The organism is uncultured Microbacterium sp., from assembly GCF_947488465.1.
GTDB lineage: Bacteria > Actinomycetota > Actinomycetes > Actinomycetales > Microbacteriaceae > Microbacterium.
In genome coordinates this window covers 87,455-111,062 of record NZ_CANKZA010000004.1, presented here as the reverse complement: position 1 = coordinate 111,062, position 23,608 = coordinate 87,455, and the positions used below count along the sequence as shown (strand labels likewise).

At 65.0% G+C, this 23,608-nt stretch carries 22 protein-coding genes; 3 read left to right on the top strand and 19 right to left on the bottom strand.

Annotated elements, in window-relative coordinates; genetic code table 11:
* Positions 1 to 119: 119 nt before the first annotated feature.
* The 7 genes from Q0653_RS10055 to Q0653_RS10025 all read right to left on the bottom strand — a co-directional run bounded on the left by Q0653_RS10055 (position 120) and on the right by Q0653_RS10025 (position 6,136).
* Complete coding sequence (locus Q0653_RS10055; RefSeq protein ID WP_298944479.1) at positions 120 to 1,235, bottom strand: GGDEF domain-containing protein; 1,116 nt, start codon at positions 1,233 to 1,235, stop codon at positions 120 to 122.
* On the bottom strand, positions 1,232 to 2,860 hold the full coding sequence (locus Q0653_RS10050) for a PAS domain-containing sensor histidine kinase (RefSeq protein ID WP_298944478.1): 1,629 nt from the start codon (positions 2,858 to 2,860) through the stop codon (positions 1,232 to 1,234). Before Q0653_RS10050 ends, Q0653_RS10055 begins: the two co-directional genes overlap by 4 nt.
* Positions 2,861 to 2,869: 9 nt before the next feature.
* Positions 2,870 to 3,631, bottom strand: a complete 762-nt coding sequence (locus Q0653_RS10045; RefSeq protein ID WP_298944477.1) for a response regulator transcription factor — start codon at positions 3,629 to 3,631, stop codon at positions 2,870 to 2,872.
* A gap of 70 nt (positions 3,632 to 3,701) precedes the next feature.
* The gene (locus tag Q0653_RS10040) at positions 3,702 to 4,607 is read right to left on the bottom strand and encodes a nucleotidyltransferase family protein (protein ID WP_298944476.1); all 906 of its coding nucleotides are present in this window, start codon (positions 4,605 to 4,607) and stop codon (positions 3,702 to 3,704) included.
* Between the two features lie 30 nt (positions 4,608 to 4,637).
* A complete protein-coding gene (locus tag Q0653_RS10035; protein WP_298944475.1) occupies positions 4,638 to 4,790 on the bottom strand; it encodes a hypothetical protein in 153 nt (50 codons plus the stop codon).
* Positions 4,787 to 5,542 (bottom strand): PAS domain-containing sensor histidine kinase, encoded by a 756-nt coding sequence (locus tag Q0653_RS10030; RefSeq protein WP_298944474.1) that lies wholly within the window; start codon positions 5,540 to 5,542, stop codon positions 4,787 to 4,789. Before Q0653_RS10030 ends, Q0653_RS10035 begins: the two co-directional genes overlap by 4 nt.
* On the bottom strand, positions 5,543 to 6,136 hold the full coding sequence (locus Q0653_RS10025) for a hypothetical protein (protein WP_298944473.1): 594 nt from the start codon (positions 6,134 to 6,136) through the stop codon (positions 5,543 to 5,545).
* A 130-nt stretch (positions 6,137 to 6,266) separates the two neighbouring features.
* Between Q0653_RS10025 and Q0653_RS10020 the strand changes: the two genes are divergently transcribed.
* Together Q0653_RS10020 and Q0653_RS10015 are read left to right on the top strand one after the other, a co-directional pair.
* Positions 6,267 to 7,100, top strand: a complete 834-nt coding sequence (locus tag Q0653_RS10020; RefSeq protein ID WP_298944472.1) for a universal stress protein — start codon at positions 6,267 to 6,269, stop codon at positions 7,098 to 7,100.
* A gap of 178 nt (positions 7,101 to 7,278) precedes the next feature.
* The gene (locus Q0653_RS10015) at positions 7,279 to 7,533 is read left to right on the top strand and encodes a hypothetical protein (RefSeq protein ID WP_298944471.1); all 255 of its coding nucleotides are present in this window, start codon (positions 7,279 to 7,281) and stop codon (positions 7,531 to 7,533) included.
* Between the two features lie 9 nt (positions 7,534 to 7,542).
* Here the strand turns inward: Q0653_RS10015 and Q0653_RS10010 are convergent, their stop codons facing one another.
* From Q0653_RS10010 to Q0653_RS09990, 5 genes are all read right to left on the bottom strand, one after another.
* The gene (locus Q0653_RS10010; RefSeq protein WP_298944470.1) at positions 7,543 to 7,797 is read right to left on the bottom strand and encodes a hypothetical protein; all 255 of its coding nucleotides are present in this window, start codon (positions 7,795 to 7,797) and stop codon (positions 7,543 to 7,545) included.
* A 59-nt stretch (positions 7,798 to 7,856) separates the two neighbouring features.
* Positions 7,857 to 9,188, bottom strand: coding sequence for an HNH endonuclease signature motif containing protein (locus Q0653_RS10005; RefSeq protein WP_298944469.1), 1,332 nt, complete (start codon positions 9,186 to 9,188; stop codon positions 7,857 to 7,859).
* 177 nt (positions 9,189 to 9,365) lie between these two features.
* On the bottom strand, positions 9,366 to 11,192 hold the full coding sequence (locus Q0653_RS10000; RefSeq protein WP_298944468.1) for an amidase family protein: 1,827 nt from the start codon (positions 11,190 to 11,192) through the stop codon (positions 9,366 to 9,368).
* Positions 11,189 to 11,932: a cohesin domain-containing protein gene (locus tag Q0653_RS09995; protein ID WP_298944467.1), complete on the bottom strand. Its 744-nt coding sequence runs from the start codon at positions 11,930 to 11,932 to the stop codon at positions 11,189 to 11,191. The genes Q0653_RS10000 and Q0653_RS09995 overlap by 4 nt, the downstream gene beginning before the upstream one ends.
* Positions 11,933 to 12,458: 526 nt before the next feature.
* On the bottom strand, positions 12,459 to 13,754 hold the full coding sequence (locus Q0653_RS09990; protein ID WP_298944466.1) for a UDP-glucose/GDP-mannose dehydrogenase family protein: 1,296 nt from the start codon (positions 13,752 to 13,754) through the stop codon (positions 12,459 to 12,461).
* Positions 13,755 to 14,103: 349 nt separating this feature from the next.
* On the opposite strand from Q0653_RS09990, the gene Q0653_RS09985 reads away from it, so the two are divergent.
* A complete protein-coding gene (locus Q0653_RS09985; RefSeq protein WP_298944465.1) occupies positions 14,104 to 15,546 on the top strand; it encodes a lipopolysaccharide biosynthesis protein in 1,443 nt (480 codons plus the stop codon).
* On the opposite strand, the gene Q0653_RS09980 is transcribed toward Q0653_RS09985, so the two are convergent.
* The 7 genes from Q0653_RS09980 to Q0653_RS09950 all read right to left on the bottom strand — a co-directional run bounded on the left by Q0653_RS09980 (position 15,527) and on the right by Q0653_RS09950 (position 23,582).
* Entirely contained in the window at positions 15,527 to 16,555 is a 1,029-nt protein-coding gene (locus tag Q0653_RS09980) for a hypothetical protein (protein ID WP_298944464.1), read from the bottom strand. The genes Q0653_RS09985 and Q0653_RS09980 overlap by 20 nt on opposite strands.
* Before the next feature lie 212 nt (positions 16,556 to 16,767).
* Positions 16,768 to 17,520 (bottom strand): hypothetical protein, encoded by a 753-nt coding sequence (locus Q0653_RS09975; RefSeq protein ID WP_298944463.1) that lies wholly within the window; start codon positions 17,518 to 17,520, stop codon positions 16,768 to 16,770.
* Positions 17,521 to 17,830: 310 nt separating this feature from the next.
* Positions 17,831 to 18,937, bottom strand: coding sequence for a glycosyltransferase family 4 protein (locus Q0653_RS09970; protein ID WP_298944462.1), 1,107 nt, complete (start codon positions 18,935 to 18,937; stop codon positions 17,831 to 17,833).
* A complete protein-coding gene (locus Q0653_RS09965) occupies positions 18,934 to 19,992 on the bottom strand; it encodes a glycosyltransferase (protein WP_298944461.1) in 1,059 nt (352 codons plus the stop codon). The genes Q0653_RS09970 and Q0653_RS09965 overlap by 4 nt, the downstream gene beginning before the upstream one ends.
* Complete coding sequence (locus tag Q0653_RS09960) at positions 19,989 to 20,708, bottom strand: glycosyltransferase (protein ID WP_298944460.1); 720 nt, start codon at positions 20,706 to 20,708, stop codon at positions 19,989 to 19,991. Before Q0653_RS09960 ends, Q0653_RS09965 begins: the two co-directional genes overlap by 4 nt.
* A 247-nt stretch (positions 20,709 to 20,955) precedes the next feature.
* Positions 20,956 to 22,059, bottom strand: coding sequence for a glycosyltransferase (locus Q0653_RS09955; RefSeq protein ID WP_298944459.1), 1,104 nt, complete (start codon positions 22,057 to 22,059; stop codon positions 20,956 to 20,958).
* The gene (locus Q0653_RS09950; RefSeq protein WP_298944458.1) at positions 22,059 to 23,582 is read right to left on the bottom strand and encodes a sugar transferase; all 1,524 of its coding nucleotides are present in this window, start codon (positions 23,580 to 23,582) and stop codon (positions 22,059 to 22,061) included. The genes Q0653_RS09955 and Q0653_RS09950 overlap by 1 nt, the downstream gene beginning before the upstream one ends.
* Between the last annotated feature and the right edge of the window lie 26 nt (positions 23,583 to 23,608).

Here is a 23,608-nt window from a genome sequence, read left to right as displayed (position 1 = left end):
CCTCCCCAGAGAGGTCTCCGCGTGTCCACCGTATGGGGGACGTTCCGCCTTCTTGCGGGAGTGGCGTCAATGCTCAGATCGACCTGTGTTGATCTTGTGCGAATCTTGTGGGAGCGCTCTCAGCCCACGGTGACGCGGAACCATCGGTCGCCGCCGCGCTCTTGCGCGAGCGTTGCGGCGTCGGCGGCTTCGGAGATGAGCGCGTCGAGGTCGTAGCCGACCACATCGACTCCGGCCCATCCGACACTGGCGGACAGGCGCACGGCGAGATCCGATTCGGTCGTGGCGACGTTCTCCAACAGGTGGGCGAGGATCTGGCGCACGGCACCCTCGGGGCGGGGGAGGAGGACGACGACCTCTGCGCCGTCGCGGAGGTCGATGTCGGCTTCCGCCGGCAGCAAACCCTGCACGACGTCGGCGAAGCGCGCGCGCACCTGATCGAAGGCGTGCATGCTCGACGCCTCCCGGAGTGCGGTCGGGTCGTCGAGTCGGATGATCAGCAGCGCCCACCACTTGTCGTCCGCGGCTTCGGCGCGGCGGAGCCGATCGCGGGCGACACGCGTGAAGGTCGAGTCGCTGGCGGCGCCGCGCACGGGCTCATGGTCGCGAGTGAGCAGCAACAGGGTGACGGCGGCGCACACCACGTACAGCAAGGCGCCGAGGGTGTTCACGTCGCGGACGAGTGCGATTTGCTCGGGGCCCGCACCACCCCTCGCCAGCCGCACACCTTCGAGGACGACGTTGATCACCGCGAAGATGACGAACGCGGCCGAGGTCATCGCGAGCGGCAGGACCTCATCGCGTAGCAGCGGACCGAGCCGAACGAGCTCGGCGAGAATGAGCCCCGCGAAGACCGCCGCGATCGTGAAGACAGCACGCACGGCGGTCAGGTAGAGGTCGGTCTCCGCGGTCACGACCAGCAAGACGGGCATGATGACCATGGCCGCTGCAGCGACGACACCGTGACTTCGAAGCGCCGCGCGACGTACGCGGAGGCCGACCCAGACGAGCGCGATCGTACTGAACATCAATCCGGATGCTGCGCCGCGCAGCGGCGGTGACTCGATCAGGTCCGCGGCCACCCAGCCGTAGGACATGGTCATGAGCATGCCGAAGGCAGAGGTCCAGATCGCTCCCGCGCGACTCGGCCGCGGAAGGAATCCCAGCCCGATGAACAGGGCGGTGCACAGCGTCGAGAGCGCGACCAGCGCCGTCATGGGGCTGGATTCGATCACGGGGTCTCCTTGTCGCAGCGGGGAAGGGTGAGGGCGACGGATGTGCCTCGTCCGAGGGTGCTCGTCACGTCGAGGGTTCCGCCGTGCTGCGTGATGATCTCCCGCGTGATCGCCATGCCGAGGCCGCTGCCCGCGATACCGCTCGCGCGCGCAGTGTCGCTGCGGAACCCGGCATCGAACATGTGCGTCACGTCGCTCTGCGACATCCCGATTCCGGTGTCGGCGACGATCACCGTCAGGTCGGTGTCATCGTTGGTCGCGCTGATGCGCACGGTCCCGCCGCGGGTCGTGTACTTCACGGCGTTGCCGATCACATTGTCGATCGCTTGCCGCAGCCGGAAGGCATCGCCGATCACGCGCGGCGCCTGAGCGACGTCGTGGGTGATCACCACTTGGGACGAGGCGGCGACCGGCCCGAACGCCTGTGCCGACGCTTCGATCATGCGGGCGATGTCGACCGGCTCCGGGTCTGCCCCGACGGCATCCGTGAACTCGGACAGCGTGGACGTGATGAGGCGCTGCATGCGCTCGGCCGCATTGTCGATGACCGACAGCTGACGACGGATGTCGGCGGGCAGATCATCGCGGTCCTGCAGAAGCTCGGTGTGGCCGAGAATCGCCGTCAAGGGGTTGCGGAGCTCGTGCGACACGACGGTGCTCACTGTCCGGCGCTCGCGTTCGGCATCCACCGTCGCGGTCACGTCGTAAACGACCAGCAGGTTGCTGGGCGATTCGCCGGGGGCCGTATCGATGGGCCGCGACGAGACGTCGAGGGCATGCCAGCGGCCGGCCGCCGTGAAGAGCCACACCCGCCGGTCGTTGAATCGCTCGCCCCGAGCCGCGCGCGCGAACGCGGTCTCGTGCATCTCGAGTGCGCGACCGCGCCGATCGTCGTACTCGACGGCGGTCGTCGGCGTGAAGCTGGCGGCACTCTCGGCCGCGTAGAGAGTGAGGAACGCGGCGTTCGCGGTGACGAGCACGCCGTCCCGATCGACGCGGGCGACCCCGGTCTCGAGGGCGTCGGAGAGCAGAGACGCGCTCTCCGCCTGTGCCAGTGCACGCTGTCGCGTGCGGTCGAGCTGCGAGAACTGCCGCCGCAACAAGTGGCTGTACGCACGCGTGCGTCGCGTACCGATGTTGATCGTCACGCCGATGAACGCGAGTGACAACAGCACCGTGAGAAAGCGCTGCGTGACCATTGCGGTGATCGGCGCGGTGAAGGCCTCCACGATCAGGATGCCGGCGACCACCCCGATCGCGCCCATCAGCCACGGGAGGGTGTAGTGGGTGGCGATCCACGCCACCGGGAACACCCAGAGATGGCGCAACGGGGTGCCGTTGGTGCCCGCGGCGAGCAGCTCGATCACGATGATGTCGGCGAGCGGGAGCAGAGCGATCTCTCGGCGGCCCACCCGATGCCAGGGGAAAGCGAGGGCGACGCACGTGAGGAACACGATCCCCACGGCGCCGAGGAAAAACGTCGGCTCGGCGAAGCGATGCGGCTCGAGGATGGCGCTCGTACCGACCAGAGTGACGACGGTGGCGGTGAGGATCAGCTGCCAGCGCCAGATCGACCGTGAGCGTGTGTCTCCCCACCCGCGCACGGGGGAGGAGTCGGCTGTCACCGGCTCAGTCTACTGAAGCGATTCCGGCGTCAGCGGTTCGATGATCGCGCGGTAGCCGACGCCACGCACGGTTTCGATGAACCTCGGCTCGGCCGCGGACTCGCCGAGCTTCCGACGCAGGTTCGTGATGTGGGTCTCGATCGCACGCTCGTCGGCGACGCTGACGCGCATGTCGGGCACAGCGTGAGCAACGCGGACGAGGTCAGCTTTCGTGCGCACTTCGCGTTCGGTCTCGATGATCGTCGCGAGCAGATCGAACTCGGTGCGGGTGAGCACGATCGGCTGGCCATCGACCGTGGCGGTGCGGGTCTGCCTGTCGATGTGCAAGCCATTCCACCCGGTGGCCGGCGCGGTGCTCTGGCTGGGAGGGGTGGCCGTCTCGCCGCCGTTGGGGAGAACCGTGCGTCGCTGGGCGGCGAGCAGGCGCGCGCGCAGCTCCCGCGCGCGGAAGGGCTTCACGACGACGTCGTCGGCCCCGACGCTGAATCCGAGGACCGAGTCGGCTTCGTCCGTGAGCGCCGTGATCAGCACGATGTACGTGCCGCTGTTTCCGGCGCGGATGCGGCGCGCCGTCTCGAACCCGTCGATTCCGGGCATGTTGACGTCGAGTGTCGTGATCGCCGGATTGTGGGCGAGCACGGCAGCGATGCCGTCGATCCCGTTGTCGGCCTCGATGACATCGAAGCCGGCGCTACGCAGGATTTCGGCGAGGAGGCTCCGCACATCGTTGTCATCGTCGATGACCACGGCTGTCTCGTGAGTGGTGTTCACGGTGCGCCTCCTCCTGCCGGTGTCGGCGAATTGATTGTGTCAGATCGACGAGCGGCCGCGTGCACGCGCATCATCCTTTGAGCAGCGCCGCAAGCGCGGCAGGCAGGTGACGGATGCCGCGTGCCCAGCGCGCGATGCGCGCTTTCACCTGGGGGAGCCACCGATCGGGCACCTCGGGGTGGTTGATAGCAAAGTCGGCACGGGTCGGCCAGACGGCCTGTCGGATCACGCCGGGCTTGTCGCGCCAGCGCGCGCGGCCGAACAGCAGCAGCCACGAGGCGGCCGCGCCGCGCGCTTCGGCGGTCTTGCGGTGCCACTCCCGGTATTCGGGGGTGCGGAGGTCGTCGGCCGAAACCTCGACGACGACCCCCATCGCGGGGAGAATCTCGCGGAGCGCAGCGGCGGCACCCGTTTCGCGAGCCGCGTCGCCGAGATCGATGCGTTCGGCGTCGGTCAGTATCAGCGCTCGCACCGCCGCGAGCTCGTCGCGGTGCCTGGGCTGTTGGTCGGTTCCGCGCAGGCTGTGGAGCGCAAGAATCAGGATGCTGGAGGCTCGGTCGGGCACGGGGCAGCGGCGATGCGCGAACTCCGCCGTTGCCCGGCGTTCCCACAGTGCATCGAACGCCACGTCCGGCGCGACGAGGAAGCCGGGATAGTAGCTGTGGACGTCGAACGAGTTCGGCCAGCCGCTCCGGCGGAACGACCGCGAGTGCAGCGTGAAGGCGTCACTCGCGAACGTGCCCGGAAACTCTTCCCACCCCGCGTCGATGATCGCCGTGCAGTACTCGGCGAAGCGCGCGGGGTCGACGAGCACGTCCACGTCGGCGGACGTGCGGCGAGGGCGCAGACCATAGTCGCTCAGGGCGCGGCCCTTGATCAGCAGCATCCGGATGCCGCGTTCTTCTGCGCGGTGGCATGCCCAGGCGCTGAGCAGCTCATTGGCCTCATCGAGGCTGAGCTCTACCTGTTCGGGCATGCGATCAGGGTAGCCCGGTCTGCGCGAACGTCACGCGACGCCGACGCGTTCCCAGGGGTCGCCGCCGGCGGCCGATGCGGCTGCTGCCGCGTCGCAGGCCGCGGCCAACAGCACGTCGGCGTCGTAGCCGAGTTCGGCGACGCTGACCCACCCGACACTCGCCGAGCACTGCACGCCCATCATGCACGCGGGGTGTACTTCACGGCGTTGCTGATGAGGTTGTCGAAGACTTGGCGCAGGCGGAACGCATCGGCCACGACCGGTGCCTCGTCGCTGCCGGTGAAGGAGATCGCGATGTCTCCCGCGGCCGCGGCCGGCGCGAATGAATCGACGGATGCCGCAACGACCTCGCGGAGATCGATCCGCCGCCAGGGTTCTTCGACGAGACGCTCGCGACCGCCGGCGCGCAGGACCTCGGAGATGAGCTTCTCCATGCGTGCGCTCGCCGCGTCGATCAGTTCAAGCCGCTCGAGATTGCGCGGGCTGAGGTCTTCGGCCAGCAGAAGATCGGTGTAGCCGATGATCGCGGTCAGTGGGTTGGCGAGCTCGTGTGTCACGGTGCGCGCGAGAGTGCGGCGGGCATCGTCGGCGCCGATCGCGTCGGTGATGTCGACGATGACGAGGAGCGTCGTCTCGGGTTCGGTGGGAGCGTTCGCGAGTTCGCGGGTCGAGGCCGAGAGGGCGTGCCGCCGTCCTTCCGACTCGAACAGCCACAGGCGGTAGTCCGAGAACAATTCACCGCGCGCCGCGCGGGCGAAGGGCCGGTCGTACTCGCGCAGTGCGGTTCCACCTTTGACGTCGTATTCGACCGAGCGGCCCGGGCGGGAGGTGTCGCGCGGGTCGAGCCCGTAGAGCGAGAGCAGCGACTCATTGGCGCCCAGCAGCCGACCGTCGCGATCGACCCGGGCGATCGCGGCATCCAGTCCGTTGAGCACTTAGATGACGCGACGCTCCTGCGCCCGCACGCGCGTGAGGGTCGTTTCGAGCCGGTCGCTCTGACGGCGCAGCAATCGGATGACCGCGCGGTTCTTGCGGGCTCCCGCGTGGATCGTGATCCCCAGGAAGGTCAGCGAGACCAGCACGACGACGAATCGAAGAGTGCTGTCCGCCGACGGGTCGTGGCTGAGGGCATCGACGACGATGATCACGCCGATCAGGGCGAGGATGCCGCTCAGCCCGCGCACCGTGTAGTGCGTCGCGATCCATGCCACCGGAAACACCCAGAGAAAGCCGAAGCGCAGATCGGAGCCGAAGGCCATGAGGCCGATCGCCAGCACGTCGACCGCGGGGATCACCGCGATGGCGGGGCGGCCGACGCGATCCCACGGGACGATCATGACGACGACGGTCGCGGCGATGACGATCCCGACGCCGATGGCGACCGTCGCGCTCGCAAACATCTCGGGCGCGATCGCTACCACCACGAGGGCGATGAGTATGACCACGCCGGCGAGCGAGAGCTGCCACAGCCAGACTGATTGGGTGCGTGTAATGAATCGCGGCGCCTCAGAGGTCACAGGCGCAGACATGGGGTGGAGTCTATCGAGGGCCCACTGGTACAGCCTGGGTGATCGGCTTTCTTCTGGCTCGCGCCGTGGCCGTGCGGGCGCGGGCGGCGTAGCGTGACAAAGACAGGCAGTTCCAATGGAGGGACACATCATGGCTGAGAAGATCATCGTCGGGGTGTCGGGGGCGCCGGTCTCGGACCGCGCCGTCGATTGGGCCGTTGCCCGCGGGAGAGCGCGCGGCCAGAGCGTCGAGCTCCTCGCGGTCGTCGGGGGCGTGGTGGGTGCCGTCGGCGAGGCGTCGGTGCTCGAACGGGCGATGGCTGCCGCGCAGGGCATGCTCGACGAGCAGGCCGCGCGGGCCGGTGGGGGTACCGCCACTCGCGTGCTGGCCGGCAACCCGGTCGCGCACCTGATCGATGCATCGAAGGATGCTGCCCTGCTGGTTCTCGGCAGCGACTACCGCGGGCCCGAGAGCGGGCCCGCGCGCGGCGCGCACGGCATCCGGATCGCCGCCGGCGCGCACTGCCCCGTGGTCGTCGTGCCCGACATCGACGTGGATGATCGTGCGGGTGTCGTCATCGGGCTCGACGGTTCGGCGGTGTCGGAACGAGCCCTCGCGTTCGCGGCGGGCGAGGCCGATCGGCTCGGCGAGAAGCTCATCGCGGTGAGCGTCTGGACGCCGCTGACGGCGCCCCGCAACGCCCTGGCGGTCTATCCCGAGATGTATCTGGCGAACATGCAGGCGGTGACCGAAGAGATGCAGGGGCTTGCGCTCGCCGGGCTCGCCTCGGAGTACCCCGACCTCGTGATCGAGCGGGTGGTGGAGCGGGGGTATCCGTCTCACATCATCAACGCGCACGCCGCGAGAGCGCGCCTCATCGTGCTGGGGTCGCACGGGCGCGGCGCGCTCGCGCGGTTCCTTCTGGGATCGATCAGTCAAGAGGTGCTCGAGCGACTGGCGACGGTCACGGCCGTCGTGCGCTGAGCTCAGACCGTGACGGACCTCGTCGCGGGCTGGAAGACGACGCCGTCGATGAGGAACTGGATCGTGCACGTGCGAGACGCGTTGGACCCCGCGATGTGGACGGGGAAGTCGAAATCGCCAGGCTCATCTGTCAGCCTTCGCGACGCTGTCCCTCGCGTCCGGCCCCGGGCAGCCGTACGTGACGCTCCCGAGTGTGTTCCCCGTCCATCAGGACTCTCCGTTCGGCTTCCCCGTCGTCAACGGTTACTCCGACATCGTCGCCGAGGTTCCCGTCACTGCTGGTCTGCGTCCGCAGTTGCGGTTGTTGCTGGGCGTGATCGTCGGAGTGCGTCAGGGAGGGCTCCGGCTTTTGCTGACGAGTGTTCTCGGCGCTCGCCGGTTGGGGACTCACGACGCGCCCGGCTCCGGCATGTTCGAGTACCAGTACGCGTAGGCCTCGTCGTCAGCGACCGACGACGAGGTGTCGCGGTGGGCCTTCCATGCGCGCCACGGCGATCTTCACCTCGACGAGTTCACGCTCGACGCTGGCGATTCGGGCGGCAAGGGTGTGTTCGACGCTATCCACCCGGGCGCCGAGATTCTGCGCCAGTCGCTCGAACTGGCGGTCGGTGCGGGTGACCAGCCAGCCGATCACCGTGATGAACCCGAGCAGCAGCGTCAACGTGCTGATGATCAGCGCGAGGAGTTCGACGGACATGTACACATTCCTATTCTGAACGGGATGCCTCGACACGGAAAGTGGGTGAGGCCGCGAGGCTACACGGCGAGCGTGTAGCGCCGTCGTCCGCCGGGTCGTGGGGTCTGATTTCGGTCTATCCAGGGTGGGGGGATGAACCAGATTTTCGCGTCGGTGCCGGTGCCGTCGATGTGGATCTCCCAGCCGTCGTCGTGGATGCGGTGGTGGCAGGCGGTGCAGAGGAGGATGCCGTTGGACAGGTCGGTGGGGCCGTTTTTACTCCACCATTGGATGTGGTGGACTTCGGTCCAGGCGACGGGTGCTCCGCAGCAGGCGCATCCGCCGTCGCGGAGGGCGAGGGCGAGTTTCTGTGCGCGGGTGAATCCGCGCTTGTCGCGTCCCCAATCGAGGATCTCGCTGTCGCTGCCCATGACCCAGGGGATGACCTGCAGGTCGCAGGCGAGGCGGCGGAGCGCCCTGGCGGGGAGGGGCTGGTCGATCCCGTCGATGGTGGCCGCGCCGACACCGGTCTGCAACTCCTCGAGGGTCACCCGCACGATCACGGTCGTCGATGGCCCGGTGGGGAGTTGGTCGCAGCCGATCGCGTGTCGGCAGAGGGTGGCGAGCGCGTCGGCGCGCATCTGTTTCATCGACCGCTGGTCGCGGGTGGCGTCGTCGGCGTCGTGGTTGGCGCGGATAGCTTGGGTGACCATCGCGTCGATCACAGTCTTGATGGGGGCACCGGTTTCGATGTCGACTTCTCCGGTGATGCGCATCCGGCCGTCGCGTTCCCGGATCTCCAGGAACCGTTCCGCGCGGGCCTGCTCGTGCCGGGGCTCAAGCCCGTCGGGGTCGAGGGTGGCTTCCGCGCGCGCGAGGAGCCGGGCAAGTTCATCCGCGCGGAGCCCCGGCGCCATCAGAGCGAGCTCCCGCTCAGTCGCGTCGAGGCGAGAATTATCCACTCGTACCTCGATGCGGTCGAGCATCGACACGATCGCTGACGCGGTCGCGACGCTCAGCAGGCCGGAGCGGACCCCGTCCGCGACGTGCGGGTGCTTGGCCGGCAAATGCTTACCCGTCAGCGTCAGGCGGGTGGCGGTGGCTTCACCGACCTGCACGAGTTTGACCGCGTCGCCGATGCTGGACCCGGTGGTGGCTTGGATGAACGTGACGGGGGACCGGAACCCCTGTTTCTTCGCGAGGGAGTCTTTCCCGAGTTCGACCCGCGACTGCCGGGCGATCTCGGCCGCGACGGGCGCGAACGCGGCTTCGACCCGCCGCCGCAATGCACCGAATGCCTGGTTCACCGCAACCAGCTCACCCGGGCTCAACGCTCCGGGAGCATTCCCGCCCCCGGCCGCGGCCAGCGCGTCGAGCGCTTCCGCGATCCCGGTGAGCTGGTTCTCTTCCATGTCAAAAGACTAGAACATACCTCCGACACTCGCCCGAGTTATCCCCAGGCCGTGCCGACCGCTTCGCCAAGGAGCCACCGCGAGCGAACACCCGCCCCGACACGTCCACCCCACCCACCCACAGACACGCCCCGAAGCCGAAGCTCCGGGGCGCATCCCGATATCGCCGACGTCGCCTTACGGCAGCGCGGGGTACATCGTGGGGCTCGTGCGGTAGTGGGTCGCCTGCTCGAAGTCGTACGCGAGCCCCAAGAGGGTGCCCTCAGAGAAGTCGCGGCCGAGCCATTCGAGGTTGACGCCGACCGACGATCCGCTCTGGCCCTCACCCGTGATTCCCATCGGCAGCGTCACAGACGGCATGCCCGTGTTGGGGCTGAGGCGCATGTTGGTGCCGATCGTGCCGTAGGTGTTGGTGCTCGGGTAGATGAGGGCATCCAGGTCGTTCGCGTCCATGAACTCGGTGACGAGCACCTTGCCCGCCGCGAGCTGGGTCGTGTGCGAGCCGGTCGGGCCCGCCCACGCCTGGTAGGTCGCGTCGGTCACGTTGTTGCGCTGGACGTAGACGCTGCGGCGCGACGTGACGAAGTTGCCGCCGTCGAGGACCTGCTGCAGTGTGCGCGATTCGACCGCCGGTGACAAGTGGGTCGCGACGTAGATGTCGAGGTCGTGCTTGAACTCGTTGGTCGAGCCCGAGCCCTCGTTCAGCACGGCGCTGAAGCCGGTCGGCGCGGTGAGCTCGACGAGCGTCGCGCCCTGCGCGGCGAGCGTCTCGCGAGCGGCGGCGAAGAGCCCCGACGTGGCCGAGTTCGAACCGACCATCGACGGCAGGTAGCCGATGCGCGCACCCTCGAGGGAGGCCTCCGACAGCTCTGACGTGTATGACTCGGGGACGAGTCCGGCCTGGCGCGAGGTCACGGTGTCGGCCGGGTCGACACCGACGACCGCATCGAGCGCGACCGCCGCGTCGAGCACCGAACGGGCGATGGGCCCGCCGGTGTCTTGCGAGAGGGCGAGCGGGATGATCCCGTCGCGGCTCGCGAGCCCGACCGTCGGGCGAATGCCGACGAGCTGGTTGTACGACGACGGCACGCGGATCGAGCCGCCCGTGTCGGTGCCGAAGCCGATGCCCGACAGGTTCGCGGCGATCGCGGCGCCCGTGCCGCCCGACGAGCCGCCGGCCGTCTTCGTGGTGTCGTAGGGCGAGGCGACGAGCAGCGTCGATCCCGGGTCCTGGAACGACGAGAACTCCGAGGCGAATCCGTAGGCGAACTCGTCAAGCGACGCCTTCGCGAGGATCACGGCGCCGGCGTCACGCAGGCCCTCGACCATGAACGCGTCGGTGGAGGTCTGGTTGGCGTTCCAGCATCCACACCCACCCGTCGTGACCATGTCGGCGGTGTTGTAGTTGTCTTTCAGCGCGATCGGCACGCCGAGCAGCATGCTCGTCATGCCGTGCTCGGCGCGTTCGGCGTCGGCGGCGGCCGCCACCTGCAACGCGGCCGCGTTGACGGTGATGATCGAGTTGAGTGCGCGGGTCGCGCCGGCCGGGATCGTGCGGTCGTAGGCGGCGATCCGGTCGATGTAGTCCTGCGTGATCTCGACCGATGTCGTGACGCCGGCGTTCATGGCCGCCTGCATGTCGAGGCTCGATGCCTCGACCAGTTCGAACGGACCGTCGTCGTAGACCATGCGCTGCGAGAGCGCAGCGATGTCGGCCACCGTGATCACGAGATCGGCATCGAGGTCGATGCCCGCGATCGCGGCCCAGTCGGCGTCGGTCGCGGTCGTGCCGAGGGCGGCGGATGCCAGGTCGAGATCGGCCGTGGTGACCTGCTCGTCACCCGTGAGGTCGAGCTCGGTGTAGTACGGCGCGAGCAAGGCGGGTGTTGCCATCGCCGGGGCGTCGGCGAACGCGGCCGGCGCGCCGGTGGCGCACAGCGCCACGACGCCGACAACGGCGGTGCCGGTGAGCAGGCGGCGGCGGGATGAGAGGGAGTGGTTCATCGGACGATCTCCTTGCGGCGGCGGATGACGAGGACGGCGCCGAGCGCGAGGAGCGCCACGGCGAGCGAGCCGACGACCAGCGGAACGGTGAGGTCGGAGCCGGTCGAGGCGAGCGGCGCGGCGGCGGGGGTGCTGGTCGCGCCAGCCGGTGCGCCCGTGACGGTCGGTGTCGGGGTGGGCGTGACAGTGGCGGTCGGGGTGGGGGCGACGACGACCGGAGCCGCGACGAGCGTCACGCTCGTCGAGACGGGCGCGGCGAGCGGGGTCGACGCGCCGAGCGAGTCGATGAACGTCGCCGACGCGAGCTCGATCGTGGCAGCGCCACCGTCCACCACGGTGAACGTGAAGGTCGCGAGCGCCTGCGCGCCCTCGAGCCCGGGAGACGACCCGAGGCGAGTGTGCGTCAGCTGCACGCTGCCCGCGCTCTCGGTGACGCTGTCGTACCCGCCGGCCGGGAACGTGGCGGAAGCGTCGTCGAACGCGAGGAGTGCCTCATCGAACGTGACGACGAGGTCGAACGCGAAGAGATCGGTGCTGGTGTCGACCGGGATCGACACCGAGATGGTGTCGCCTTCGTCTGCCGTGGGGGGAGCGGTGATGGTCACCGCCCCGACGGGGGCGGCGAAGGCCGCGGGGGCGAGGGCGAGCGAGACGCCGAGCAGCGCAGCGGTCGTGGCAGCAAGTGCTGCCACACGACCGCCGACACCGCGCAGGCCCGCTGTCATGCGATGTGCAGACATGCGAGAGCCATTCCTTTCGGGATGCGGAATGGACCGCCGACACGGCGTGATGCTGTGTCGCATCGGCGCGTCCGGGGGGATGTCTGGACTCTGTCAGCCGGACGTTTCCCGGGTGTTACCCCACGTTGCTCACTGGAGACGATGGCATCGTGAACATCGGTCCGACCGCGATCCTTGCGGCGATGCCGACGTCACCCGAGATCAGGCGCAACAGTGTGATGGTCGTGCGCTCGCCGGTGGGCTCGGAGCCTTGGTGCACGGTCGACAGCTGGGGCGTGACGCGCGTCGCCCAGCGAGTCGTCGAACTCGACGACGCCGACGCCGGTCGGCACGCGGCGCCCGGCCTGTTGCAGCACGTCGATTGCCCGGCCTCGTGGCATCGGAGGTGCCCGCGTCGGCGGCGACGTCGACGATCGTGGCGCGCCGGCGCTTCTGCTCACCCACGGTGTCCCCGATCTGCCGGCGAGGCGTGCTCAGCCTCATGACGAGCGTACTGAGGCAGTCGACGTCAGATGCGCGTTGTGCGTTACGGGCGACCCATGCCCAGATACGTCCAGCCGGCCGCACGCCAGGCCGCGGGGTCGAGGCCATTGCGCCCATCGATCACGACGCGACCGTGGGTCAGGGTCGAGGCGTGCTCCGGGGCGAGCTCACGCCGGTACTCATCCCACTCGGTGACCAGGATGATCGCGTCTGCATCGGCGATCGCCTCGTCGCGGTCGGCGACGTAGGTGAGCTGCGGGTGCACGCGCTGCGCGTTCGCGATGGCTTCGGGGTCGGTCACGACGACGCGTGCTCCGAGCCCGTGCAGTCGCACCGCGACGTCGAGGGCGGGGGAGTCGCGAATGTCGTCGCTGTACGGCTTGAACGCGGCCCCGAGCACAGTGATCTTCTTCTCGAACACCTGCCCGCCGAGGCCTTCGATGACCAGCTGCACGGCGCGTTCGCGGCGACGCAGATTGATCTCGTCGACTTCGCGGAGGAAGGCGACCGATTCGCCGCGGCCGAGTTCTTCGGCCCGGGCCGAGAAGGCGCGGATGTCCTTGGGCAGGCACCCACCCCCGAAGCCGATGCCGGCGCCGAGGAACTTGCGACCGATGCGGTCGTCGTGTCCGATGGCTTCGGCGAGCTGGGTGACGTCGGCGCCGGTGACCTCGGCGATCTCGGCCATGGCGTTGATGAAGCTGATCTTGGTCGCGAGAAACGCGTTCGCGGCGACCTTGACGAGCTCTGCCGTCGCGAGGTCGGTGACGAGGAAGGGTGTGCCCTTGGCGACGGCGGGGTGGTAGACCTCGCGCAGAACGTCGGCCGCGTCGGCAGAGCCGCCGACGACGAGCCGGTCGGGGTCGATGGTGTCTTGCACGGCCCAGCCTTCGCGGAGGAACTCAGGGTTCCAGACGAGGGTGGCGCCCGCTGCGTCGATGCGCGGAGTGAGAGAGGCGGCCGTGCCGACCGGAACAGTCGATTTGCCGGCGACGATGTCACCCGGCGAAAGATAGGGCAGGAGGGCGTCGACGGCCGCGTTGACGTAGGTCAGATCGGCGGCGTATCCGTCTTTCTGCTGCGGCGTGCCGACTCCGATGAAGTGGACCTTCGCTCCCAGTGCCTCGGCGATGTCGGTCGTGAACCGCAGGCGCCCCGACGCGACGCCGGCCGAGAGGATCTCGGGTAGCCCGGGCTCGAAGAAGGGCGCCTCACCGCGAGAGAGGGCGTCGATCTTGCGGGGGTCGACGTCGATGCCGACGACCTCATGGCCGATCGAAGCCATCGCCGCCGCGTGCACGGCCCCGAGATACCCACAGCCGATGACGGAAAGACGCATGATCTGAGCCTATCCGGGGCGCACGCTCGCATCGATCACGTTCCACCTCTCGATGCTCCAGGCACACTCAACATGCACAGACCAGCGCGAGGGTAGTAACTAATAGATGCGTGAGCGACGATAACCGACAGTAGCCAACGTGTTAGATACATCGCGAACGACGATTCACATGGCATGCCGCTCTCATCATCTCGTTCGCTTCGTCCATCTCTCGACTGGGGTGCTCGTCGTCGCGATCTTTGCAGCTCAGTCATTTCCGTCGCTGCTCCACCGGTAGAGTGGGAGTTTCGGGCGAGGTGATTGAAACTCGGGAGGGCCTCAGGCCCATCAGCAAACGGACGGAGTCCCGTTGTCCCAAGGGCATCGCGCCGTTGCTGTCACGCTAGCGGGACAGTGGGGGAAGTACATCCTTCAGATCGGCGCCGTCGCAATCCTCTCTCGGCTGGTCGCTCCGGAGGCCTTCGGGTTGGTGGCGATGGCATCGGCCTTCGTAGGCTTTGCGATGGTGCTTTCAGACTTCGGTCTTTCAATGGCAGCCGTGAGGGACCGTGACGTATCTGGGGAACAACACTCGAATCTCTTCTGGGTGAATGTAACGGTTGGCGCCGCTCTATTCGTGTTGATGTGCGCGATCAGCCCGCTGATCGCTGGGTTCTACTCAGAAGATGACGTCGAGATTATTGTCATCGTGATGTCGTCGTCGTTGCTCTTGAACGGCGTGGCTGTCCAGTTTCGTGCTGTACTAAACCGCGCTGATCGCTATAGCGATCTAGCTGTGGTGGATGTAGTCAGCCAGCTCGCGGGATTGCTTGTCGCGGTCGCGGTCGCGGTCGCATCGTCGGATTCGTTCTGGGCGCTCGCGCTCATGCCGGTAACTGTTTCTTTGGTTGGTCTCGCGTTGGTCATGATTCGATCACGATGGTTGCCTGGGATGCCGTCCCGTTCCGGCAATATTCGCACCCACCTAACTTTCGGACGGGACACGCTCTTCGTGCAGATTCTCAATTACGTCAGCACGAACATTGATCAGGTTCTAATCGGACGTACTCAAGATGCAGCTGACCTTGGTGCCTACAATCGCGCCACCTTGATCGCACGGATGCCCGTTCAACAGCTAGCTAGCCCATTGACGCGAGTAATGCTTCCTCGCCTCGCAAGACTGCGGGGGGATGTCGCGGGGTACCGCGAGGCGGTGAGGGTTGCGCAGACGACACTCTGCTATTTCTTGACCGCGCCACTTTCATTTGTAATCGTGGCGCCGGATCTTGTGATCGGTGTGGTGCTGGGGCCCGGCTGGACTGGAGCCGTCGAACCGCTTCGCATTCTCGCGATCGCAAGCATCGCGCAAACGATTGGCTACGTTCTCTACTGGATCATGCTGGCGGAAGGAACGACCGGTAGGTTGCTGGCTACCGAATCTGCTGGACGTATCGTAATGATCGTTCTCGTGATTGTGTTCGCGCCTTTCGGCATGGGGCCCGTGGCGATGGCGATCGCCGTGGGGCAGGTCATTATCACGGCGACCGGCTACGTCATCGCGCTGCCAAGGCCGGTGCTCACTGCTCGGGCTCTGCTGCAACCGGCGGGACGCGCAGTTGCTTTCGCCGCGGGGGGGATGTTGGCCTCCTTTATAGGGCGCGAGTTGATGCAATCTCTAGCGCTCACCGACCTAGCGGAAATTGGCCTGGTCGCTGTGTTCTGGGTCGCCGGCGCTGCGTCTACGGTCGTGTTTCGTGGGATTCGACTAGATCTGCTTGCCTTGTCTGCTGAAGCTAAGCGCCTGAGGCGTTGACTTCCCCGAATCGGTGGGACTCTTCAGTAGGCGCGTTGCTGGGACGACGACGATGCCCCGAAGCTACGCCCACAAAAGTCCAGAAGAGAACCGCGGTGAAGTGCCACCAAAGCGCATCGTAAGAGAAGAAAAAGACGACGAAGGTAGCGAAGGCTGGGCGCAAGACCCCCGGAGACCAGTAAAAGGTGTAGATCATGAGCCCGACGAGCGCGAGGAGCGAGAGGAGACCCGAGGTCACGAACGTCATGATAAACGCATTGTCTAGCGCTCCTGTCGCGGAAGTCTCGAGATAGCCCTGCTCGAACACACTGGCGTGCGAGTTCAGCCCACTCCCGAACAAAACAATGTTTAGAGGGCGATTCAGGAGCGCGAAGAATCCTGCCGCCACCGACCATCTGTGAGTCAGCGAAAAATCATCAGCCTCAGCAGCGGCCCCGATAAAAGCGTCCACCGCCCACAACGCCGCGCAGCCCGCGACGGTTGCGGCGAACCTTCCTCCGAAGCCGAGCTTCGTCGAGTTCCACAGGGCAACCACGCTGGCGACCGCGATTGCGATCAAAGCGGTCCGGGTGCCGGTCAGCACGATGGCCAAGCCGAAGGAAGTAAGCAAGATCACGCGAGAACGTGGGCCCACCTTCAGCCACGATAGACATAGTGCAAAGCACAGTGCCATGTAATTGCCAGCTGCGATCGGATACCCCAACGTGCCTTGAGCCCGATTCGTCCAGTCGCCCAGAATCAGATTTGGCCGAATGATGTAGGGGGAGTCGGTGGTCGCCGCAATCTGGTCACGCACGATCGCAAGCGGGACGACGCTCTCGAACACCATAACTACTACCTGCAGCAACCCAATGATCACCAGGAACCGCAGGACTTGATCTCTCGCAACCGGGCTGAGGTTGGATGCGAGAAGGAAAACTGTCGCCCAAAGCAGTGCAATCCCGGATGCCTTCACAAAGTCTGCGGTATCTCCTGCCGCGCCGGTACTTAAGGCGAGGAGTACTCCCATCGCAACGAGTGGAAGTGAATCTGCGTGAACGCGGAGTGATGCCAACCTGGGCGAAGCGACAGTGATCAGGATGCCCGTCGCGGCGATGGGTGTTATGAAGGCAATGGATTCCGGCACTAGGGCCGAGCGTGCGATCGCGACGAACGTCACAGCGATGCAGATGGCGATGACTAACGGTCGATCCGACAGGCTAGGCCTACGCTTCGCGTAGGTCACAGGCGGGCCCAGCTCTCTAGAATCAGTGCGTTGTAGGTCTCGTAGGTGTGGGCATCGGTCGGAAGGGGCTCATTCCTAGTGCGGACCGCTAGGCGTGCGCTCTCGACAAGCGCTTGGCCCCAGGCTGCCGCGGTCTGAGCTCCAACCACACGCGTGCCTTGCGCTGCCAGTCCCCCGATGTCTGCCACGACGATCTGGAGACCGTAACGTGCGAGAAGCGCAGCCACACCAGATTGTGATGCGACCTCGTACGGTAGCGCGACGGTTCCAACACAGCACGCGATCGCAACGAGCGTGTCGAGATCTATGTAGCTATCTATGATGTGAACATTCTGGCCCTTGACAATCTCGCCGCGGAGCTTGGAGGCCTCTTCTCCCACACTTTCGCCGGCGATGAGAAGGCCTAGTCCGGCATCTGCGCACGCCTTGATTAGCAAGGAGTAGTTTTTGTCCGCTCGGATCTGACCGATTGCACAGACCTGCACGGTTTGATCCCGAGCGAAACGGCGCCAATAATCCATGACGGCTTCGTCGGGGACAGGAGCATACTGAACTAGCGGAAGCTCCCGCCACTCGATGCCTCGCTGATCGAGAAACCGTGTGTCGGGCTCGTTGTACACGACCACCGTGCTTGCAGCGCGGCACGCATTCTCAATATGTCGTTGGGCGCGTGCACCTCCGTAGCGTGCAAATAGGTTGTGCGGGCTGAAAAGCACCTCGTTCCCGCGTCGCCGTGCGATGGCGGCCATGAGCCAGGTAATTTTGGGCTTATAGGTTCCTTGAATCCAAATCACTTGTCCGCTACGGAGGAGCGCTGGAAGAACGCGGAAAGATAGGTTAGCCAAGAGACGAATCGCGCGCCACGCCCGCGGGCCGCGGCTCGAAACGACGCCGACCTTGACGTGAATTCCTCGCGGGGCTGCGATCTCTGGCTGGGAGACCGTAAGCAACGTGACACTGCAGTCGCCGCTAAAGATCAATTCTGCTACGGCGAGGGTGTGCTGGTAGACCCCGCCGCGACCGCCCAACTCAACCAAGAGGATCGATAAGTCGTCGGTTTTAGGCATAGCCATCCGTTTTCCCCTCCCCGATGGGCAACCCTAGCGAAATGGTGTGTGCCGTAGACCAATCGGAAAGTGTGTGTTGCTTGGCCCAAGCGAGCGCGGATGCTCCCGATGCTCCATGTTCGCTGTCATCGAGGATGGCGACGGCCATCGCTTCGGCGTCGGGCTCCGTAACGACGCCACCTGCTGACTTGACCATCGTTGCAAACCCGGAGTCTGATGCGGCAACGGTCGGTACTGAATGCCAACTAGCTTCGAGAAGAACGGTTGGGAATCCTTCGCCCACACCATCCGATGTCCAAAGGTGGTAATCCGCGGCAGACAGGAGAGATGAAACGTCGTCGGTTTGTCCGATCAGGTGAACATCGGGGTTGTTTCTATAGAGCGACTCAAGTCGGGCTCTTTCCGGGCCGTCCCCCGCGACAAGGATCACCGCTGACGCGGCGAGTGCCGCTTCGATGGCGAGCTGTGGCCGCTTGCGAGCAGTAAGACGCCCGACAAAGACGCACAATCGAGCGTCGGTGGTCACACCGTATTTGGCCCTCGTCGCTTCACGGTCAGACGGGTTTGGTCGCGCTACAGCAGACTCGATCACGCTGATCGGGGTTGATCTAGATGCTCGCTGCGCGATGCTTCGGGCGACGAGCTCTGACACGCAAACGATTTCTGACACTTTTCTCGATGCGAGCCAATATAGAGGACGAATGATAATGCCGAACAGTCCGCTGGGGAATGTACCGTGTTCGACCCAAACTGTGCGCGCCCTCTTAGTAAGTAGACGTGTGTATGCAATCTGCTCGCGCTTGAAATGGAGGCTAAAAGCCGCAAATGGTTGGTCGGAGTTTAAGGCCGAAAGCAATCGGCCGCGTTCCTGGGGCAGCGAAAGCAGGCCTACCGTCAACGTGCGAAGTCCCCATTTTGGGCCAGCGCCGATCGAGCGTGACTCGCCGTCGAAGCCTACTAAGTCACCGAAGAGGGTGACCGCGTACCCCTTTTCTTCAAGCTGCTGCTTTAGCCGCTGGATGTAGATCTCAGCACCGCCGTGGTACTCGGTAGTGGCGACGATTGCCACCCTTTGCGTCGGAGGTTCATCGATCTTCATAGCAGACTCCGCATAAAGCTCTCGAGTTCCGCTGCTCGCGACCGCCACGAGTACCCTCGGGCGAGTTCCCGGCCCGCAATATTGCACCCAGGATTCGCCGCGGCGGTCTCAAAAGCTTCACTCAGGCCAGCGCGCTCGCGGTAGGTGTAGATACCGCGGCCAGGGTCTGACCTAATCCCAGGTGTCTCTCGACTCACGACACGCAGTCCCGTCGCTAGGTACTCGTACAATTTCATTGGGCTTCGCCCCGCGTTGCTGGGGTGATTCGACAATGGGATCAGGCCGACGGAGCACTCTTGAAGCAATGCTGGCAGTGCTGCGTACGGCACTGGACCGGGGAGTATCACGTTGGTCGGGAGTATCGGAGGTTGAACGGTGCCCTCGCCTGCAACGATGAATGTCCAATCGTGGAAGTCGGTGGCAAGTTGGCGCAGCGCATCGAAATCTAGGCGCTCGTCGAATGCGCCGACGTAAACAGCTGTCCTGCTTTGGCCCGCGGTGACGATGTGTCGCTCGTACTCGACGCCGTTCTCGAGTACGAGCTGGGGAACGCTGAGACCACCGAGTCCGCGCAACACCTCTCCAGACGTTGCCACTACGCCGTCAGCCTCGCTGAGGATCTGTCGTTGGCGCTTCGCTTTCACTCCGTGGGGATAAGTGTCGGTTGGCCGATAAATGATACGGCGCCCCAGTTTGCGAAGGCTTCGATCCCAAAGTAACGGTTGGTCAATCAGGACGAAATCGGCGGGCGTAAAATCAGCCGAAAGCCAGCGCTCGAAGGGTAGGCGAAGCCCGATGCCTGCTGGCAGCACAGTCGTCGGGATGATGTGCGTAACCCCTTCGGGCGCGTGAATCGGTGATCGCTTTGCTGCTACTGCCCTCGCTTCATTCGCGCGACCAGCAATGCGGTGCGCAACGGACAGCGGTGTTGAGAGATGGACGACGTTCAAACCATTGCGCGCCAGTGCTGACGAGAGGTGATGGCTGCCGACGCGAAATGTTCCGAATGCATCGGTGTGGCTCACAAAGAGCACCTTCTGTTGAACTTCCTTCATCGAGCAAGATCCGCTAGACGTTGCGACACAATCTGGGCAGACGCATCCCAGGAATGTGTGTAGCGCGCCAATACTGGATCGACCTTCGGAGGGTTGGCGAGTACCCGGCTAAGCGCGTCCGACCACTCCTCTGCGGACGAAGCAGCATCGCAGGCGATACCCATACGGCCGACGATTTCCGCGACACTTTCACAACCCCTCCAGTACACGACGGGTGTACCCGAGCAGATGCTCTCAAGCGCAGGAAGTCCAAACCCCTCGATTAGCGAAGGGACTACAGTGGCGCCAGCATTTGCGTAAAGCTCTGCCAGGTCCCGATCGTCGACATCGCTGAGCACACGCACCCGATCGCTCACACCCAAGGCTGCTGCAGCACGTCTGACCAGATCGACGTTCGGCGTCACAGCAACGAGCTTGACGTCTCGCAACAACGCGAGCGCCTTGAGTAGTGTTGTCAGATTCTTGTGAGGCTTCGTGTTGCCAACAAATAGCAAGTACCCCTGCTCTGCATCTCGCCTTCGCGCAGGGCTGAACTCATCACTGCACCCGTTTGTGGCCACGACCACCTCGACAGAGTCGTCGGCAAGCCATTCGTGGATCGCATTTCGTGAAGTTTCAGACACAGTAAATACGAGTCCTGCTTTTTTGATTGCCGGTTTGAGGATCGCGGAGTAATAGCCCTGGTACTTCTTGCTCGCGCTCTCGAGGTGGATCAAGTCGTGTACGGTAACGGCTTGTCGAGACTTCGAAAGGCCTGCGTTGTACCCAGGGGAATAGATCCAGGAACGCGATGATGTCTGCCGAGGTAGGAGCAAGTTTAGGGGAGTACCGGGCGTCCCAGGATTCGATAGTGCCGTCCAAGGCACGCTGAGCCGCTGAAGAATCTCGTGGGAGTATCTGCCGATGCCGTGAGGGCCACGCCACCCCACATCTACTAGCACAGGCTCCAAGGCATCCCCCTTTTCAAGCGTAGTCACGTACCCAGCCCTCGATTGATGCCCTGAAGCTCTGCCGTGAGAGAAGTCGTGTTCTCCGGGCAAGGCTTTTGCCGTCTATCGCCGATGCCAGATCGATCGCGTGCCGCCAATCTCCAGGCGACTCGCAGTCCGCAGAAACCCCGCCTGCGAGCAGACGAGCGCTTTCTGCTGCGCCGCCTTGCGAGCTGACGACAACGGGAGTACCTGCTGCCATAGCTTCAACGGGCATGATACCGAAGTCTTCGATCGCAGGAAAAATGAGTACGAGCGCGCGCTGGTACAAGGCGAAAAGCATCTCGTCGGTCGGTTTCAGTACGAAGGTCACGGGCACGCTGGCTCGCGAGGCGTGTGCGCGTAGGTTAGCTTCGTCCGCACCCCCGCCGGCTATCACCACTGGCAGTCCGGCCGCGTCGCCCGCGTCTATCACCGCCTCGAGGCGCTTGTAGGGTACGAAACGCGAAGCGCCAAGAACGAAGACCTCCGGGAGTTTTGCTAGCACATCAGCCTCAGTAGGTGCGACCTGCTGAGCCCAGTCGTCGGTCCCTTGTATACGCTCCACGTCTACCGGAGGATGAATAACTCGAGCAGAAATTCCCCACACGCGCTCGATTCGCTCGCGCGTATAGTCGCTGTTCGCCGCGACACTGGTTAGTTCTTGCGCGCGTGCCCTGTCGAAGGGCTTTAACGCGGCCGCTGCCATTCGAGCAAGTGGTGATGCCCCTCTGCGGTCGACCGAGGGTTCCCAAATGTATCGGGCAGGCGTGTGGACATATGCCAGCCTGGCCAAACCGGGCTGCTCCCGCAGTCGGGCGTGGTGAGCGAATAGATGCGAACTTATTAGCATCCAATCGACCTCTGACGGCTCCCTCAGATGTCTCCAAGTCGCAGGCATCGCTGGCATCGCGAGTAGTTTCGAATTGCGGAGCGGAGTCCGCGCCATCCACGATTCCCTTACGCCTTCAAAGCGTGTCGGGTCGTCATTCCAAAGAGTGCGAACAGACGCATCCGGGAAGGCTCTCAACATCTCTAGAGCGACCTGCTCGGACCCGCCATTTGGTGCGATCCATTCTTGAACAATGAGACCGGCCACTAGTGCGCGGACTTTCCGGGTGCGAGAACAGCCTTGCCTGTCTTAGCCAAGATCGCCAAGTCGCCGACAAGAGACCAATTCTCCACATAGTAGAGGTCCAGCTTCACCGCTTCCTCCCAGCCCGTTTCAGATCGCCCGCTGACTTGCCACAATCCGGTGATGCCGGGTCGTGCCAGCAGACGTCGGCGTGCAGCATTCGTATACAGCGCGACCTCGTCTGCGATCTGAGGGCGCGGGCCGACCAAGCTCATCGAGCCGCCGAGCACGTTGAAGAACTGTGGGAGTTCATCAAGGGAGTACTTACGGATGAAGCGGCCGATCGGCGTGATGCGCGGATCGTCCTTGATCTTGAAGAGCGGCTGGGTGTCGGTGCCTTGTGCCTCGAGCAGGGCCTTCAGCTCGGCGTCGGCGCCGATGCGCATCGAGCGGAATTTCAGCATGCCGAAGGGACTGCCGTGGAGGCCGATCCGCTCCTGGCGGTAGAGGATCGGACCGGGACTGGTGAACTTCACTGTCAGCGCCACCGCGATCAGCACGGGTGACAGCACCACGACCAGAACCGCGGCTCCCAAGAGATCTACGCTGCGCTTGAGGAAACGTTGACCCGAGCTGAAGCGCGGTGTTTCCACATGAATGAGGGGAAGCCCGGAGACCGGCCGACTGTGCACACGCGGGCCGGCGATGTCGGTGATGCTGGGGGCGAGAACGAGATGCTGGCGACCCGCCTCAAGCCCCCAGGAAATCTCTTTGACCTTGTTCGGCGGCAGGTCGTCGGTGCTCGTGACGACCACTGTGTCGGCGCCCGTGACGGCCAATGCGCGGTCGATCGCATCGACGCTGCCCATGATCGGCAGGTTCGTTCCCTCGATCATGTCGGCCACGGCACCATTTGGCACACACGCGCCGACGACTTTGTACCCGGCGTCGGGGGTCCGCTGCAGATCCCGTGCGATTTGGGTGACCGACTGCCGAGAACCGACTAGTAGCACTTTCGCTGAATATCGACCCATCGAGCGCTGAGCTACGAGCCATTGCCGCCAGAGCCAGCGGGTGAAGACGAGCAGGATGATGCCGGCGGGCAGCGACATCAGCAGGTACCCACGCGCGACATCGATGCGCACCAAGAAAGCGATGATCGCGATCGCGCCGAACAGGCTGAAGCTTGCCCGGGTGACCCGGACGTATTCTTCGGTTCCGGTGCCGATCACCCGGTCGTTGCGGGAGTCGGCGAGGGCGAGGGCGAGCATCCACGCGACCACGAGAACGCCGGAGAACGCCCAGTAGGAGACGTCGCTGAGGCGCGCGTCTTCGCGCACCGACACGTCGACTTGGCCCAGCCCAAACCAGATGATCTGCGTGCCGTAGACGACCCAGATCAAGACGAGCAGATCGGAGATCCGCAGGATGCGCGCGTAACGCGCGCGCCAGTTGTCGTGTGCGGGCGGAAGGATGATACGGCCAGACGCGGTCGTCGGCGTCTCGTGTCGTGCCTGCGCCGGGCGCGTGCCGGCATCCACGCTCATCGCGTCATCATTCGTTGCATCCGAAA

Coding starts and splice junctions, on each gene's coding strand:
- Q0653_RS09980 (WP_298944464.1), bottom strand. CDS start 16,555: ATGGGAGTACTCCTCGCCTTAAGTACCGGCGCGGCAGGAGATACCGCA.
- Q0653_RS10020 (WP_298944472.1), top strand. CDS start 6,267: ATGGCTGAGAAGATCATCGTCGGGGTGTCGGGGGCGCCGGTCTCGGAC.
- Q0653_RS09950 (WP_298944458.1), bottom strand. CDS start 23,582: ATGAGCGTGGATGCCGGCACGCGCCCGGCGCAGGCACGACACGAGACG.
- Q0653_RS10000 (WP_298944468.1), bottom strand. CDS start 11,192: ATGAACCACTCCCTCTCATCCCGCCGCCGCCTGCTCACCGGCACCGCC.
- Q0653_RS09995 (WP_298944467.1), bottom strand. CDS start 11,932: ATGTCTGCACATCGCATGACAGCGGGCCTGCGCGGTGTCGGCGGTCGT.
- Q0653_RS10040 (WP_298944476.1), bottom strand. CDS start 4,607: ATGCCCGAACAGGTAGAGCTCAGCCTCGATGAGGCCAATGAGCTGCTC.
- Q0653_RS10035 (WP_298944475.1), bottom strand. CDS start 4,790: ATGATGGGCGTGCAGTGCTCGGCGAGTGTCGGGTGGGTCAGCGTCGCC.
- Q0653_RS10005 (WP_298944469.1), bottom strand. CDS start 9,188: ATGGAAGAGAACCAGCTCACCGGGATCGCGGAAGCGCTCGACGCGCTG.
- Q0653_RS10025 (WP_298944473.1), bottom strand. CDS start 6,136: ATGTCTGCGCCTGTGACCTCTGAGGCGCCGCGATTCATTACACGCACC.
- Q0653_RS09990 (WP_298944466.1), bottom strand. CDS start 13,754: ATGCGTCTTTCCGTCATCGGCTGTGGGTATCTCGGGGCCGTGCACGCG.
- Q0653_RS09975 (WP_298944463.1), bottom strand. CDS start 17,520: ATGGCCGCCATCGCACGGCGACGCGGGAACGAGGTGCTTTTCAGCCCG.
- Q0653_RS09965 (WP_298944461.1), bottom strand. CDS start 19,992: ATGAAGGAAGTTCAACAGAAGGTGCTCTTTGTGAGCCACACCGATGCA.
- Q0653_RS09970 (WP_298944462.1), bottom strand. CDS start 18,937: ATGAAGATCGATGAACCTCCGACGCAAAGGGTGGCAATCGTCGCCACT.
- Q0653_RS10010 (WP_298944470.1), bottom strand. CDS start 7,797: ATGTCCGTCGAACTCCTCGCGCTGATCATCAGCACGTTGACGCTGCTG.